Below are 14,728 nucleotides of genomic sequence, written 5' to 3'. Positions count from 1 at the left end.
CTAAAAGGTTTTTTAAATATTATTAGGAAGATAACCTGCATTTAGCTTTCTTTGCGTTTTATTTATAATTAATCTTAATAAAGCGCAATATATGCAGAAATCTTTACTGAATCTCCTATTTTTTCTCTTACTCAGTTCCGGCGTACTGGCGCAACAATCCAGTAGTATTAAAGGACGGATCACTACAGCAGATGGGAGTGTAGCGAGCAATATCTCCGTAAAACTGGCAGGTACTTCCATTGGTGTAATCACGAATGAGGATGGTGAATACCACATCCGAAAGGTTCCTGCAGGAACACATACCATCGTTGTTTCCGGAGTTGGACTGCTGACAAAAGAAAAGCAAATCATCGTGACCGGAAAATCAACCCTTATTGTTGATTTCTCATTGAAAGAGAACTTGTCTCAGCTGGATGTCGTTCAGATTTCAGGTAATAAAAAGAAATTTAAAGTAGATAAAGTCTCTTCTTCCCTGCGTTTACAGACGCCTTTGCTGGAATTGCCTCAGAACATTCGCGTGGTGACCAGTCAGGTGATGGCCGATCAGATGGCTTTTGATATCGTGGACGGGGTGACGAGAAATGTCAGTGGCGCAATCAGGGTAGGCCATTGGGATGCACAATACGCCAATATCTATATGCGTGGAACCACCATTCCTGCTTTCCGTAACGGGATGAATATGAAAACACCATGGGGCCCATTGGCAGACGATGCAGCCACCATTGACCGCATTGAATTTGTGAAAGGCCCGGCCAGTTTTATGATGGCCAACGGCGAACCCGGTGGAATGTATAATATTGTCACCAAGAAACCTACAGGTCAGAACAACAGTTCTGTAAGTGTCAGTGCAGGTGGTTATAACCTTGCCCGTGCGGCGGTCGACCTGGATACCAAGCTGAGTCAGGACGGTAAATTGCTGTTTCGTTTGAATGTTGCCGGACAAACTAAGGGAAGTTTTAATAAATACAATTATACTGATAAATATGTGATCGCTCCGGTAATCAGTTATCAGATAGATAGTAATACCAAATTTACGGCAGAATATACCCGTCAGCATGTAGAAGCGCAGGCATTGGGAAATTATGGTTTCTCTAAAAAAGGCTTCGGTGATGTTCCTCCAAGCTTTTTCCTGGGAGATCCTGCTTTAGATCCTGCAAAACTGAATGACCATAACGTTACCCTTTATTTAAACCATAAGCTAAATAACGACTGGACTTTCAATGCGCAACTGGCCTATCTGAATTATTCCTTAGAAGGGGGATCGGTATGGCTTTCTTCGCTGGACGATCAGGGAAACATGAAGCGTTATTACAATATTGGTGATGAGCTGGCGATTAATAAAAATGCACAGTTCAGTTTACAGGGAGAATTTAAAACCGGAGATGTCGTGCATCGGGTTTTAGGTGGTTTGGATATGGGAAACCTGAAAACATGGGGTGACTTTAGCAGTTCCACCACACCGGATCTTCAATTGGCAGGTAATGTGCCTTTTAATATTTACAATCCGATTTATGGAATTCCTGCAGCAAACATCCCGGTATTTGACCGTTCAAAGAGCATTCAGGTGCGTTCCGGAAACAACATCTATGCAACAAATGTGAGCTATACCGGAGTTTATGTTCAGGATGAACTTCGTTTTCTGGAGGAAAAATTACGCCTGACACTTGCCGGAAGGTTTACCCATGCAGTGACGGTTGGAAAGACCAATGCAGCACAGTTGTCTGATAATGCATTTTCTCCGAGAGCGGGTTTGAGCTATTCCATCACAAAAAACATGTCTGTTTATACTTTATTTGATCAGAGTTTCCTGCCTCAGCCGGGCGCCAATAAAGAAGGAGAGATCTTTAAGCCTTTAAGAGGAAATAATATTGAAATCGGATTCAAGAAAGACTGGTTTGACGGAAAATGGAATACCTCAATAACGGCCTATCAGATTACTAAGAAGAACGTCCTTACCGAAGATCCAAGATTTCCCGGAGATCCGGCAGGATACAAAGTTCAACTCGGTGAAATTCAGTCTAAAGGGATAGAAATCGATGTGGTAGGAGAACTGGTGGAAGGATTAAACGTGACCTTAAATTATGCCTATACAGAGCCTAAAGTGACCAAAGATCAGGCATTGAATAAAAACCTTAAAGGTACTTATTTAACAAATTCAGCCAGACACATCAGCAATGGCTGGTTGAGCTATACCTATAAAAAACAAGGCGCTTTATTGAATGGTTTCGGACTTTCAGGAGGATATCAGTATCAGGGAAAACGTATTGCCGGACAGGGATTTACGAAGCCAAATCTTCCTGATTACATCCGTTTTGATGCCGGAGTTTCTTATACTAAAGGAAAATTCAGCATTTCTACCGTAGTTAATAATGTGCTCGACCGCAGGTTGTTTACCCAGGGAACTGCCCCTGCAAACGCGTCCGGATACTATACCTGGATTTACGACATGCCTAGAAACGCAAGAATTACCGCGCTATATAAATTTAAATAATGACTTTTAAAAAGATCAACGCCTTTTTACACTTATGGCTCGGACTTGGTTCGGGCCTGATTGTGTTTATAGTGAGCATTACCGGCTGTATTTATGTGTTTGAAAAAGAGATCAGAAGCTTATATGAGCCCTGGCAATTTGTAAAACCCCGGCAGGAGGCTTTCCTGTTTCCTACGCAGCTAACTGCTCTGGCTACCCCGAAAATGGGCGGGCTGAAACCTAATTCCATTCGCTACGGACAAAAAGATGAAGCAGTTACCGTCAGCAATTTTAACCGGAAGAAGGGAGTTAGTGTGGTGGTTTTTATGAACCCATATACAGGGGAACTGATTCATACGGAAAAGAAAAACAGGAAAAGTAACCCGGATTTCTTCCGTTTCATCTTAAATGGACATCGTGCATTGTGGTTACCTTATCCTGTCGGAAGGCCCATCGTTGGGGCAGCAGTGCTGATTTTTGTGCTGTTACTCGTTTCCGGGATCATCTTATGGTGGCCAAAGAAATGGATCAAATCTATTCGTGATAAAAGCTTTAAAATTAAGTGGAATGCCAGTTTTAAGCGGAAAAATTACGACCTGCACAATGTGCTCGGGTTTTATACTTTTCTGTTTTTATTGCTGATTTCACTAACAGGATTGGTTTACAGCTATAAATGGTATAGTAAATCCCTCTATTGGTTAAGTTCCGGAGGGCAGCCTCTGAAGGAATTTAAAAGGGCCCTTTCGGATACTACCGCAACGGGAACCTTTAAACCAACAGATGTAGACCGGCTTTACAGCAGGATTGTGGCCTCAGACCGGACAGAAAATATCCTCGTTTCATTGCCTGAAAAGGCCTCAGATGCCATTGGTTTTGTAGTTTATCTGAAAGCGGGAACATTGTATAAGACCAACCGTTATAACTTTGATCAGCTGAGCCTCAAGCCCATTACAGATGGCTCTCCTTTTTCAGGAAGATATGAGGATGCCAGTGCTGCGGACAAGCTCAGAAGGATGAATTACGACCTGCACATTGGTGCGATACTGGGGATTCCGACGAAAATTCTGGCCTTTCTGGCAAGTTTGATCTCTGCCAGTCTGCCGGTTACCGGTTTTATCATTTGGTACAACAGGAAGTTTAAAAAGAAGAAAAAAGGGGGAAATGCACCCGCATTGCCCCGGAAAAAAGGGGAGGAGCATAAGGCTCCAAAAATAAAACAACTGGAAGCCCTTGAGGTTTAAAGCTAAAAAGCCGGAATCAATGTTTATGATTCCGGCTTTTTTATGACCTCAGTTTAATCCGGCAGCAGTTAATCTGCTTCGTTATCTACGAAAAGTTTGATTTCATAATCAGAGATCGTGATCAGTCTGTCTTTATACAATCCGCCAATTACCTTTTTAAAAGCACTTTTGCTGATCTTAAAGCGGTCATAGATCTCCTCCGGTGCACTTTTATCGCCAAGGGCAATCACGCCGCCACTTTCTTTAAGTTCGTCGAGGATGGCATCCTTATTTTCCAGAATATGGCCGTAACCCATAGGTTGAAGGCTCAAATCGATTTTTCCTTCCACACGGATCTTTTTGATCCATCCTTTTCTGAATTCTCCCGGATTCAGTTGGTCAAACAGCTCGTTGGTGTACAATAAACCAATGTATTTGTTGTCTACAATGGCATTGTAACCCAGGTCAGAGCGGTCTACAATCAGTAAACTTACTTCATCACCTTCTTCAAGGTCAATGTCCTGATCTTCCACATAATTGGTTAAACGGGAAGAAGCCACCATGCGGTCGTTACTTTCGTCAAGGTATACGTAAACCACATGACTTTCGCCTTTAAACATCGGGCGTTTCTGCTCACGCTGAGGGACATAGATGTCTTTATCAAGACCAAGATCCATAAATGCACCGTCTTCTCCATCATCAACCACAGTCAGGTAGGCAAAATCTCCTACGCAGGCATGAGGCCTTTTGGTGGTACCCATTAGTCTGCCATCTTTGTGCATGTATACGAAAACATTGATGTTCTCTCCGATTTCGATGTTTTTAGGGACATCTACATAAGGGAGAAGTACTTCTTTTTCGCCTTCGGTAAGTATGAGGCCGTTTTCGGTTTTATTTATAATTCTGAGATCGTTATATCTTCCTATTTCTATCATGTTCTTGCAGGCATTTTTGCAAAGGTAGCGATATCGTTAGTAACATATCGGTCTGCGGTGTATCTAAATTTAAAAATATACCGGGTGATCAGCTTAGATTTAGAAGATATAGAGAAAAAATACGGAGCGCATACCATTCTTTCTTTTGAGAAATGGAGCCTGGATTCAGGAATTTACTGGATTAAAGGGGGAAACGGGACCGGAAAAACCACGCTTTTCAGGGTGATTTCCGGGCAAACGCCATTTAAAGGAGCGCTCAGTTTAAATCAAATCAGCCTGAAAAAGCAGCCTGTTGCCTATCGCGCAATGATCAGTTATGCAGAGGCTGAGCCTCAATATCCTTCTTTTATTACCGGGAATGAACTGTTAAAATACATTATTGCGTTAAGAAAAGCAGATCGAAAGGTGATTGAGGACATCATTGAGCAGTTCGGCATGACCGCCTTTATGAACAATAAGATTGGAAGTTATTCCAGTGGGATGTTAAAAAAGCTCTCTCTTATTTGTGCTTTTACCGGTGATATTCAGTTGTATATCCTTGATGAGCCCTTAATTACCATAGATGCAAAATCCGCTCAGGTTCTTTATGGTCTGATCAACCAATATCATAAAAAGGGGAGTAGTTTCCTGTTGTCTTCCCATCAGGAGCTGGAACCCGGGCAGCTGGCACTTAAAGCCACATTTCAAATTAAAGACAGGAAAATAGAAGCATGTTAAAGCTATTTCTAAAGACTTTAAGCAAAGAGTTTTACGCCTCACATGCCGGTTTATTCCTGTTTGGCTTTTACCTTTTGTTTGGAATTGTGGAGGCTTCACAGCTCATCAGTTATCATAAAACCCTCATGATGCTGGTTTATTCTTCACCGCTTGTTCTTTTTCTGGTCTTTGTCTGCTGGGCTTTATACCTCCTGAAATGCCTGTTTTTTGTGAAAAAACAGTTGAAGCTGGAAAGCTATCGTTTTGTATTCCTCCTGGGCACAGCAGCGCGAAAAACCCAGCTTAAGCTCTGGCTGAAGCTGTATGCCGTATTATTTTTACCGATCTTGCTGTATGCCCTTCCATTGGTTTATATAGGCATGGTTTATGCTTATTATGTGAGTGTTTGCGCGGTTTTACTCTGTATCCTTACCTTATTATTTGCCGTATCCGGATATATGTTCCGGATCATCAATTATAGCCATGTTCCAGCTAAGGTTTATTTAAAAACCTCCCTCCCCCAATGGAGTAAGCCTTACTGGACATGGCCTTTTTATTACTTGCTGAAAGAGCAGACGCTCATGCTGCTGGGGAGTAAAGTCTTGTCATTTGCCCTTTTTAATGCCGTTATGTGGGTCTTTGCCGATGTGTCCGGAGATATTCGGGTGGCCTTGATCGGGATTCTTGCGGCCGTACTGGCGCACAGTATGCTCATTCATGCCCTTTTAAAAAATGAGCTGGACCGCCTTTCTTTTACCAGAAGTCTGCCCATCACTCCAGGCTCAAGGATGGGGCATCGCATCCTGGTCCTGCTCTTGCTCTTTGTTCCCGAGATCATTTTCTATGTCCACAGAACAGGATTTCAGCCCCTGCATATTGGTTTTGGATTGCTGTTCGGTTTATCAGGATTAATGGGGTTACAGTTGATGTTATACCGGGTAAAACTCGATCAGGATCAATACCTGAAATGGTTACTCGGCTTCTTTTTCGTCAGCATGTTTATTGTCCTTGCGCATTATTATCTGCTCTATAGCCTGCTCATCTTACTGGGATATCTTTGCTATTTTTCTTTCTTTTACCACAAAAAAGACCTGCAGGAAATTTAAGGCCTCCTGTTGAACAGGAAGTTTAGGTATTTTTGGCTAACAAACTGATTATAAATAATTCTTCTCTTCTTTTTTTGCTGATGATTTTGACCGCCATTCTGCTTTTTGCTCCCGAAGCGCAGCATAAAACAAGCTTGTTGTGGAAGGGGATGCTGTCTATTTTATCTTTCAGATCGTAAAGGGAAATGTGTGTTCCTCCGATGTTATGTTCTTCGAATTCGTAGGCTTCCCGCACATCAATCAGCAGGAAAGGTTCTGCATTTTCCTGCCATTCCCGGAGTTCCCGGATGTCGATTTCCTGATAGGCTGCGGCCTTGCTTTTTGCCGGGGCTGTCTCATTTTTCTCTGGATTTTCCGGTTGAATGTTAAAAATCTGCATGTCATAATTTAAAGCATTCAATATAAGTAGTTTTCCGGAGAGGGGTGTTCCAAAGCCACAGATAATTTTTATGGCCTCATTGGCCATGATGCTTCCGATCATGCCCGGCAGGGGGCCGAGAACACCGCTCTCCCCGCAATTTGGCACCTCGTCTGCTGCCGGAGCCTCCGGGTAACACTTGCGGTAATCCGGCCCTCCCTTATAATTAAAGACAGAGACCTGTCCTTCAAAATGGAAGATTGAACCAAATACCAGGGGTTTGTGCAGTGCCAGGCAGGAATCATTGACCAGGTATCGTGTGGGGAAATTGTCAGATCCGTCAATCACCAGGTCATAATCCAAAATGATTTCTATGGCATTTTGGGCATTCAGATGATGCGGATAGGCCTGTATTTCTACCAGTGGATTGAGCCGGTTGAGCTGCTCGGCAGCGGCCTGGGCCTTGTTCCTGCCAATGTCATCCTGCTGGTAAAGCACCTGTCTGTGCAGGTTGCTTTCCTCTACCACATCCCCGTCAATCAGCCCGATTTTTCCTATTCCCGCTCCGGTAAGGTAGGATAGGAGGGGGCAGCCCAGTCCGCCGGCACCAATGATCAGTACCGAGGCCTTTTGTAGCTTTTCCTGGCCCTCCATGCCCATTTCTTCCAGCAAAATCTGACGATCGTATCGTTTAAATTCCTGATTGTTCATTGTTTTACCTTGTTAAGTTCATGTCCCAGTCTTTCCATACGGCTTCATATCCTTGTTGATGAATCATTTCTGCGATTTCCGGAGCTGTTCTTTCGTCTGAAATTTCAAACTGTTCCAAAGACTGCGGCTCCACGGCATATCCTCCGGGATTGGTTTTTGAGCCTGCACTGATGGAGGTGATGCCCAGTTTGATGATGTTATTCCGGAACGCGATGGATTCCCTCGTCGAGATCGACAACTCTATTTCTTCGTTGAACAGGCGGTACGCGCAGATGAGCTGGACGAGTTCTCTGTCGTTCATCACCACCTTCGGCTCCAGTCCGCCGCTAAATGGCCGGAGTCTGGGAAAAGAGATGCTGTATTTACTTTGCCAGTATTTCTTTTCCAGGTAATTCAGGTGTACTGCTGTGAAGAAGGAATCTGTCCGCCAGTCTTCCAGGCCGATCAGTACGCCTAGTCCCATTTTGTGAATTCCGGCCTGCCCCAGGCGGTCGGGTGTATCCAGGCGGTACTGAAAGTTTGATTTTTTACCTTTTGGGTGGTGTTTTTTATAATCTTCCTCATGATAGGTTTCCTGGTACACCAATACTGTATTTAAGCCATAAGGGGTCAGTTCCTGATAATCGGAAAGGTCAAGCGGCTGCACTTCCATTGAGATGTGTGCAAAATGTGGCCTGATCAGCTCCAGTACCTTTTTGAAATAATCGGTATGCACACTTTGGTTGGCTTCACCGGTCACCAGCAGTACATGGTCGTAGCCCATTTCTTTGATCGCTGCAACTTCCTCCATGATCTCTATCGGAGATAAGGTCTTGCGTTTCACCTTATTGTCGTAGCTGAAGCCACAGTACGTACAGATATTGTTGCATTCATTGGACAGGTATAGCGGCACATACATCTGGATGGTGTTTCCAAACCGCTTTAAAGTGAGCTGTTGGCTCAGTTGCGCCATTCTTTCCAAATATGGTGCAGCAGCAGGGGAGATCAGTGCTTTAAAGTCCTCCAAAGTTCTTTTTGTTGCCTTTAATGCCTGTTCTACATCTGCGCTTGTTTTCGCATAAATGCTCCTGCTGGTCTCATCCCAGCTATAGGTTTCAAAAATTTCGTTAAAACTCATCGTCAAGAAATGCGGTTAAGGGGCTGCTGGCCACAGCATGTGAATAAATCGCAGCTAATCTCGCCTCATAAGCCATTCTGCCTGCCTGAACGGCGATTTTAAAGGCTTCTGCCATTTTTGTCGGGTTTCCGGATACGGCAATAGCGGTGTTGACCAAAACTGCATCTGCACCAATTTCCATGGCTTTGGCGGCATCAGAAGGAGAGCCGATTCCGGCATCAATGATAACAGGTACATTGCTCTGGCTGATGATAATTTCCAGGAAATCTATGGTTTTTAGCCCCTTATTACTGCCTATCGGAGAGCCCAGCGGCATCACTGCAGCTGTTCCGGCATCTTCCAGCCGTTTACATAAAACAGGGTCTGCATGGATATAAGGGAGAACAATGAAGCCTAGTTTTGCCAGTTCTTCCGTTGCTTTAAGCGTCTCTATGGGGTCTGGCATCAGGTATTTTGGGTCCGGATGGATTTCCAGTTTAACCCAGTTTGTTTCCAGCGCTTCTCTGGCCATCTGTGCAGCAAAGACCGCTTCTTTGGCATTTCGAACACCGGAAGTGTTGGGCAAAAGGTTCAGGTGCGGGTGTTTGAGGTGCCTTAAAAGGTCATCTGCGGCATCGTTCAGGTCTACCCGTTTTAGGGCAACAGTAACCAGTTCCGAGCCGGAGGCGAGTAATGCGGCTTCCATGGCTTCCGGAGAACTGAACTTTCCGGTGCCGGTAAACAGGCGGGAGCTGAATATTTTGTCTGCTATTTTTAACATTTTCTTTAAGGGTTTAGGGTGTGGGAAACAGGGTGTTTTTCGAGCTCGGCATACATGCTTTTTATCCGCTCCCGGGCATCTGATTTTTGGGTCAGTGCGCCCGAAACAGCGACGCCGTAGAGGCCTGTTTTCAGGAGCTCCGGAAGGTCTTCCGGAGTGATCCCGCCAATGGCAATTACCGGTAAAATAATGCCTGACTTTTTGACTTGTTTCATGATTTCTGCATAGCCTTCCAGGCCGAGGACCGGGCTTAAAACTTTCTTCGTACCCGTGAAGCGGAAGGGGCCAAGACCAATGTAATCGGCCCCTTCTGCAACTCTTTTTTGTATGTCTGCAAAAGTATTTGCAGTTCCACCGATGATTATTTTATTACCAGTTAATAATCTGGCGTTTGTGATGCTCATATCATTTAATCCTAAATGTAATCCATGGGCAGAAATGGCCTTGGAAACGCCAGGAAAATCATTGATAATTAAACGGGCTGCAAATTTTTTGCAGAGCTCATTTGCAGCTTTAGCCAGGTTTAAAACTTCCGTTTCCGGCTGGTCTTTTACCCGGAGCTGGATCCATTTTCCGCCGGCATTGAGGACTTGTTCTATGGCCTCTAAATGGCTGAGTTCTGCGCTGGATTGGGAGATGTAATGTAGTCTGTCTATCATGAGGAATGGTAGCCCAAAAGGCTGGTGTTACTGTGAAGAAAAAAGTAGGTGTATTGCTTGGCCAGAAGGCAGGCTTCGGCGAGGGGATTTCCCAGGGCAAGCCGGGCGGTGATGGCGGCAGAAAGTACGCATCCCGAACCGTGTTTCTGGAAGACTTCCGTCTGTTCCGGTTTCAGCTCCAGGCATTGTTTCCCGGTATAGAGAAAATCGGTGCCGGGTGCATCCGGGTTATGGCCGCCCTTCAAAAGGACCGCAAGCTGTTCCGACCATTCTTTGCATAGCGAATGGACCTCCCTGCCTTCGCCAAGACTTTTCATTTCCTGAAAATTAGGCGTAATCAAATAGAGCTGTTTTAAGACGTTTTTTAGTTTTTCCGGGTATTGGTTCCATTCATGGAATTTATATCCGGCACTGGCCTTTAAAATGGGGTCTACGACAATTTTAATCTGCGGATTGAGCTGCTTCAAATGAATGCAGACTTCTTCCAGGGTATCGAGGTCCCGGATCAATCCGATTTTGGCCACCGGAACCGGGAACTTTTTTAACAAAGGATCGATCTGGCCGATGATCTGTGTGGCCGTCAGCCAGTCGTTCTTTAAAAAATCTGAATCGGTCTGCACCGTCAGTGCAGAGCAAACCCCAAATCCGTAAACCCGGTGTGCTTCGAAGCACTTCAGGTCGGAGAGGACTCCTGCTCCGGCACTGGGGTCGAAGCCGGCGATGCTGATTACATAGGGTCTGTGCGCTGACATTTTTCTAAGCTCTTTTTGAAATGGTTTAAGGCGAGTTCCGGTATGTTCCAGAGGCTGCCTAAAATGGCGGCGCCGTCGAAACCCATCTGTCTGACCAGGTTGATTTTTTCAGGTGTGATTCCGCCAAGGGCGATAACTTTAACCGTTCCCGGATTCCTCAGTTTAAATCCATCCGGAACCACTGACGGGTAGTCTTTTTTGGAGATGCTCTGGAATACGGGGCCGTAAAAAGTATATTTAAAATTTTCTAAATCAGTAATTTGATCTGTGTTATGTATAGAAGTGCTTAAGTTTGTCGTTTCCGGAGAGCGAAGGAGCAGGTGTTGCCCCTCCTTTCTTTGTGCTTCCGGAAAATGGAGCCTTCGGATTCCAAAATCAACAGCGAGTTCATGGAACTGGTGCAGGGCAACACGCTCCAGATATTCAGGATTAATGTTGCCCAGCAGTTGTTCATATTCGTGTTTTTCTGCCCCCTCTTTCCGCAGGTGAAAGCGCTCCATACCCGACTCAAAAAGTTGGTTGATGAGTGCAGCTTCTCCTTCAAAAAAGCGCGGGTTAGAAATGACGATCAGTTCCAATTACAAATAAATTTCACTGCCCTTCTCTGTGAACTCTTTAGATTTTTCGGCCATACCCTTGCTCAAAGCATCCGATTCATCTACTCCCTGTTTGGCGGCATAGTCCCTTACATCCTGCGTGATTTTCATCGAGCAGAAGTTTGGTCCGCACATCGAGCAGAAGTGCGCGATCTTGGCGCCATCGGCAGGAAGGGTTTCATCATGAAACTCTTTTGCAGTATCCGGATCCAGAGAAAGGTTAAACTGATCTTCCCATCTGAACTCAAACCTCGCCTTGCTCAACGCATTATCGCGGTATTGTGCACCCGGATGACCTTTGGCAAGATCGGCAGCATGTGCGGCGATCTTGTAAGTGATCACGCCGTCCTTCACATCTTTCTTGTTGGGCAGTCCGAGGTGTTCTTTTGGTGTCACATAGCACAGCATCGCGGTTCCGAACCATCCGATCATTGCGGCGCCGATTGCGGAAGTGATGTGGTCATAGCCAGGGGCGATGTCTGTAGTGAGCGGGCCTAAAGTGTAAAATGGTGCTTCAGAACAATGTTCCAGTTGTTTCTCCATATTTTCCTTGATCAGGTGCATTGGCACGTGTCCCGGACCTTCAATGATTGTCTGGATGTCGTGTTTCCAGGCAATCTTGGTCAGTTCACCCAGGGTTTCCAGTTCTGCGAATTGCGCTTCGTCATTTGCATCAGCGATACAGCCTGGTCTTAATCCATCTCCCAAAGAGAAAGCAACATCATAAGCTTTCATGATTTCGCAGATCTCTTCGAAATGGGTGTACAGGAAACTTTCTTTATGATGAGCAAGGCACCATTTTGCCATGATCGATCCGCCGCGGGATACGATACCCGTTACCCTTTTTGCAGTCATAGGGATATAACGAAGGCGTACACCTGCATGGATGGTAAAATAATCCACTCCTTGTTCTGCCTGTTCGATCAGGGTATCCCTGAACAATTCCCAGGTTAAATCTTCGGCTTTGCCGTTCACTTTTTCCAAAGCCTGGTAAATCGGAACGGTCCCGATTGGAACAGGGGAGTTGCGGATGATCCATTCTCTTGTTTCATGGATATTTTTACCTGTCGATAAATCCATGATTGTATCTGCACCCCACCTGCATGCCCATACTGCTTTTTCTACTTCTTCCTCGATGGAAGAGGTGACTGCAGAATTTCCGATGTTGGCATTGATCTTTACCAGGAAATTCCTGCCGATGATCATTGGTTCCAGTTCGGGGTGGTTGATATTGCAGGGGATGACTGCCCTTCCGGATGCCACTTCCGCTCTCACAAATTCCGGAGTGATGTATCCTTTTGGCGTATTTGCGCCAAAGCTATGTCCCTGATGCTGATGTGCCATTACGCCGTATTGTGCACCCAGTTGTTCATTCAAAAGATCGATCCTTTGATTTTCCCTGATGGCGATGTATTCCATTTCGGCGGTGATGATTCCCTTTTTTGCATAATGCATCTGAGAAACATTGCTGCCCGGAGTAGCTCTGTAAGGTTTGTTGATGTAGGCGAACCGGAGTTCATTCAGTTTGGGGTCTGCCAGGCGCTCCTGACCGTAATCTGAAGAAATGTGATCCAGTTGTTCCACGTCTTTTCTGCCGGTGATCCAGCTTTCCCTTAGTTTTGGCAGGCCACGTTTTACGTCGATATCTGCATCCGGATCTGTATAGGGACCGCTCGTATCGTAAATCGTTACCGGTGGATTGGGTTCTGTGGCACCAAACCCGTTATGGATTTTGGTATCACTCAGCGTGATTTCACGCATTGCCACCTGGATATCATGGAGCTGGCCTTTAACAAAAATCTTTTTGGATGCCGGAAAAGGAGTTCGGCTGATGACCTGTTCGTCTGGCGTCTTTTCGTGTTTCATAATTTATGATTTCTTGGTTACTGGAGATTTATTTGTTGGATTGGTATGTTTCGTGGAGTCTAGCCGCCTTGGGTGGCTTTGATGACCGTGATGCGGTCGCCGGCCTGGAGTTCCCGTTTGGGCCAGTCGGTTTTAGGAATAATGTTTTGGTTGATGGCCACAGCAATTCCCTGAACAGGAATTTTGAGGACCTCTGTTAGCATTTGTTCTACGGAACAAGTGTCGTTAAGCTGGTAGTTTTTTTGATTTACAGTTATTTCCATATTTTAAAAAATTGGAAAAACTATAGGCATGACCTTTTTACAGGCATGAAAAGACGGCAACGTAAGTTGCTTCTACTTTTCCCTTCGGCAGTACTAACTGCATCAGGTTCAAAGGGTATTTCTCAGCGCAAGGCACCCCTAAAGTTTTTTGTAAAACTAGATTATTTTTTTGAAAAAAAGAAACGTTGCACCTGGAGCAACGTTTCAATCCTGTTTTTTAGTTTTTTATTGGAGTATACTTTGTTTTGTAATGGTGATGAAGCGATCATCATTTTATTCCGGTTTAGTTTCGGGACTTGAATGGTCGTTCGGGGCGTTCTCATTTTCGACATCAGGCTGGAATTTAAATCCGGAAAATTGCCAGCTGGAATCCAAGGGCAGATTAAATTCTCCATTGCTGACTGTCGCGTTTAAAATCACTGCCGGGTTAAATTCTTTATGATTTACCGGAGTCATCAAATTCCCTTGAATGCGGTAATAATTTAAAGCCATGCCGGTAACACAGATACACCCATCCGGGATTTCCAGTTTCCATTCCTGGGCAGGCACTATTTTCTGGTCGTTGGAAATTTGCAGTATTTCCAGGTATTGGCCTTTCTCAAAGCCTGTTTTGATAGATAGAAGGTAGACTTTTAGCATCAGGCTGCAGGTATTGCTGAGGCCAGGAAACTTGAAGTCAGCAGGGATTTCAAAATCTGGAAGTTGAATCAGAAGTTCCTTCTCCTGTACCTGAACGGAAGGTTCTATCCATAAATTATCTTTTAGCGGCGACTTGCTGTTAAAATCAAAACCATTCAGTCTTTTGAAGCTATCCGGTTTAAAATCGTAACTTTCCGATTCAGTTTGATAACATTGCCTGAGGATTGCAAAGTTCTCCTTGTTAAGACGGTTGATCATTTCGCCATCATAATTGCCCTTAGTTAGCGAACGAAAGCTTGTTCTGACGCAATTGGAGAATTGACTTGCTTTGCCAAAAACAAGTGCTGCTTTTTTTGTGGCTGTAGTTTGTTTTACGCCTCTCTTTCCAGGTTTGGTCTGGACGATCTGTTCTTTTTTATTTTTCTTGAAGGTGAGGTTGCCTATAGAACCAACAAGAAATTTTCCTTTAAATCTTGCCATGTTGTTTATGTTTAGTTAAGTTGAAGTTAATCATAATTAGGGCCTCGTCCAAGTTAAGTTTATGCTGAATCCAGAGATGCTCCACAGTGAGTCCACGGTG

Annotated in this window: 14 protein-coding genes and 1 riboswitch; of the genes, 4 read left to right on the top strand and 10 right to left on the bottom strand. The window is 44.7% G+C overall.

Annotated features, from left to right (window positions below):
* Positions 1-91: 91 nt before the first annotated feature.
* Positions 92-2,491: a TonB-dependent receptor gene (locus tag DBR43_RS01470; RefSeq protein WP_124577235.1), complete on the top strand. Its 2,400-nt coding sequence runs from the start codon at positions 92-94 to the stop codon at positions 2,489-2,491.
* Complete coding sequence (locus tag DBR43_RS01465; protein ID WP_124577233.1) at positions 2,491-3,711, top strand: PepSY-associated TM helix domain-containing protein; 1,221 nt, start codon at positions 2,491-2,493, stop codon at positions 3,709-3,711. Before DBR43_RS01470 ends, DBR43_RS01465 begins: the two co-directional genes overlap by 1 nt.
* 68 nt (positions 3,712-3,779) lie before the next feature.
* On the opposite strand, the gene DBR43_RS01460 is transcribed toward DBR43_RS01465, so the two are convergent.
* Positions 3,780-4,625, bottom strand: coding sequence for a S1 RNA-binding domain-containing protein (locus DBR43_RS01460; RefSeq protein WP_124577230.1), 846 nt, complete (start codon positions 4,623-4,625; stop codon positions 3,780-3,782).
* Positions 4,626-4,709: 84 nt separating this feature from the next.
* On the opposite strand from DBR43_RS01460, the gene DBR43_RS01455 reads away from it, so the two are divergent.
* On the top strand, positions 4,710-5,342 hold the full coding sequence (locus tag DBR43_RS01455) for an ATP-binding cassette domain-containing protein (RefSeq protein WP_158622396.1): 633 nt from the start codon (positions 4,710-4,712) through the stop codon (positions 5,340-5,342).
* Positions 5,336-6,427 (top strand): hypothetical protein, encoded by a 1,092-nt coding sequence (locus tag DBR43_RS01450; RefSeq protein ID WP_124577226.1) that lies wholly within the window; start codon positions 5,336-5,338, stop codon positions 6,425-6,427. The genes DBR43_RS01455 and DBR43_RS01450 overlap by 7 nt, the downstream gene beginning before the upstream one ends.
* Before the next feature lie 22 nt (positions 6,428-6,449).
* Here the strand turns inward: DBR43_RS01450 and moeB are convergent, their stop codons facing one another.
* From moeB to DBR43_RS01405, 9 genes are all read right to left on the bottom strand, one after another.
* On the bottom strand, positions 6,450-7,496 hold the full coding sequence (gene moeB, locus DBR43_RS01445) for a HesA/MoeB/ThiF family protein (RefSeq protein ID WP_124577224.1): 1,047 nt from the start codon (positions 7,494-7,496) through the stop codon (positions 6,450-6,452).
* Between the two features lie 4 nt (positions 7,497-7,500).
* On the bottom strand, positions 7,501-8,613 hold the full coding sequence (gene thiH / locus DBR43_RS01440; protein ID WP_124577222.1) for a 2-iminoacetate synthase ThiH: 1,113 nt from the start codon (positions 8,611-8,613) through the stop codon (positions 7,501-7,503).
* Entirely contained in the window at positions 8,603-9,373 is a 771-nt protein-coding gene (locus tag DBR43_RS01435) for a thiazole synthase (protein ID WP_124577219.1), read from the bottom strand. Before DBR43_RS01435 ends, thiH begins: the two co-directional genes overlap by 11 nt.
* Before the next feature lie 5 nt (positions 9,374-9,378).
* On the bottom strand, positions 9,379-10,032 hold the full coding sequence (locus tag DBR43_RS01430; protein WP_124577217.1) for a thiamine phosphate synthase: 654 nt from the start codon (positions 10,030-10,032) through the stop codon (positions 9,379-9,381).
* Positions 10,029-10,784 (bottom strand): hydroxymethylpyrimidine/phosphomethylpyrimidine kinase, encoded by a 756-nt coding sequence (locus DBR43_RS01425; RefSeq protein WP_124577215.1) that lies wholly within the window; start codon positions 10,782-10,784, stop codon positions 10,029-10,031. The genes DBR43_RS01430 and DBR43_RS01425 overlap by 4 nt, the downstream gene beginning before the upstream one ends.
* Entirely contained in the window at positions 10,760-11,362 is a 603-nt protein-coding gene (locus tag DBR43_RS01420; protein WP_124577213.1) for a thiamine phosphate synthase, read from the bottom strand. The genes DBR43_RS01425 and DBR43_RS01420 overlap by 25 nt, the downstream gene beginning before the upstream one ends.
* Positions 11,363-13,246, bottom strand: coding sequence for a phosphomethylpyrimidine synthase ThiC (gene thiC, locus DBR43_RS01415; RefSeq protein WP_124577211.1), 1,884 nt, complete (start codon positions 13,244-13,246; stop codon positions 11,363-11,365). It lies immediately after the preceding gene.
* 59 nt (positions 13,247-13,305) lie between these two features.
* Complete coding sequence (gene thiS / locus DBR43_RS01410; protein ID WP_124577209.1) at positions 13,306-13,509, bottom strand: sulfur carrier protein ThiS; 204 nt, start codon at positions 13,507-13,509, stop codon at positions 13,306-13,308.
* Positions 13,510-13,571: 62 nt separating this feature from the next.
* Positions 13,572-13,659: riboswitch (TPP riboswitch) on the bottom strand.
* Between the two features lie 123 nt (positions 13,660-13,782).
* Positions 13,783-14,628, bottom strand: coding sequence for a hypothetical protein (locus tag DBR43_RS01405; RefSeq protein ID WP_124577207.1), 846 nt, complete (start codon positions 14,626-14,628; stop codon positions 13,783-13,785).
* Positions 14,629-14,728 lie beyond the last annotated feature (100 nt).

Source organism: Pedobacter sp. KBW06 (assembly GCF_003852525.1).
In the GTDB taxonomy this organism is placed as follows: Bacteria; Bacteroidota; Bacteroidia; order Sphingobacteriales; family Sphingobacteriaceae; genus Pedobacter.
This window is presented reverse-complemented; position numbering and strand designations above follow the sequence as displayed.

Bases quoted from the DNA above. Each gene is read 5' to 3' on its own strand.
- DBR43_RS01470 (WP_124577235.1), top strand. From the start codon at position 92: ATGCAGAAATCTTTACTGAATCTCCTATTTTTTCTCTTACTCAGTTCC.
- DBR43_RS01465 (WP_124577233.1), top strand. From the start codon at position 2,491: ATGACTTTTAAAAAGATCAACGCCTTTTTACACTTATGGCTCGGACTT.
- DBR43_RS01460 (WP_124577230.1), bottom strand. From the start codon at position 4,625: ATGATAGAAATAGGAAGATATAACGATCTCAGAATTATAAATAAAACC.
- DBR43_RS01450 (WP_124577226.1), top strand. From the start codon at position 5,336: ATGTTAAAGCTATTTCTAAAGACTTTAAGCAAAGAGTTTTACGCCTCA.
- moeB (WP_124577224.1), bottom strand. From the start codon at position 7,496: ATGAACAATCAGGAATTTAAACGATACGATCGTCAGATTTTGCTGGAA.
- thiH (WP_124577222.1), bottom strand. From the start codon at position 8,613: ATGAGTTTTAACGAAATTTTTGAAACCTATAGCTGGGATGAGACCAGC.
- DBR43_RS01435 (WP_124577219.1), bottom strand. From the start codon at position 9,373: ATGTTAAAAATAGCAGACAAAATATTCAGCTCCCGCCTGTTTACCGGC.
- DBR43_RS01430 (WP_124577217.1), bottom strand. From the start codon at position 10,032: ATGATAGACAGACTACATTACATCTCCCAATCCAGCGCAGAACTCAGC.
- DBR43_RS01425 (WP_124577215.1), bottom strand. From the start codon at position 10,784: ATGTCAGCGCACAGACCCTATGTAATCAGCATCGCCGGCTTCGACCCC.
- thiC (WP_124577211.1), bottom strand. From the start codon at position 13,246: ATGAAACACGAAAAGACGCCAGACGAACAGGTCATCAGCCGAACTCCT.
- thiS (WP_124577209.1), bottom strand. From the start codon at position 13,509: ATGGAAATAACTGTAAATCAAAAAAACTACCAGCTTAACGACACTTGT.
- DBR43_RS01405 (WP_124577207.1), bottom strand. From the start codon at position 14,628: ATGGCAAGATTTAAAGGAAAATTTCTTGTTGGTTCTATAGGCAACCTC.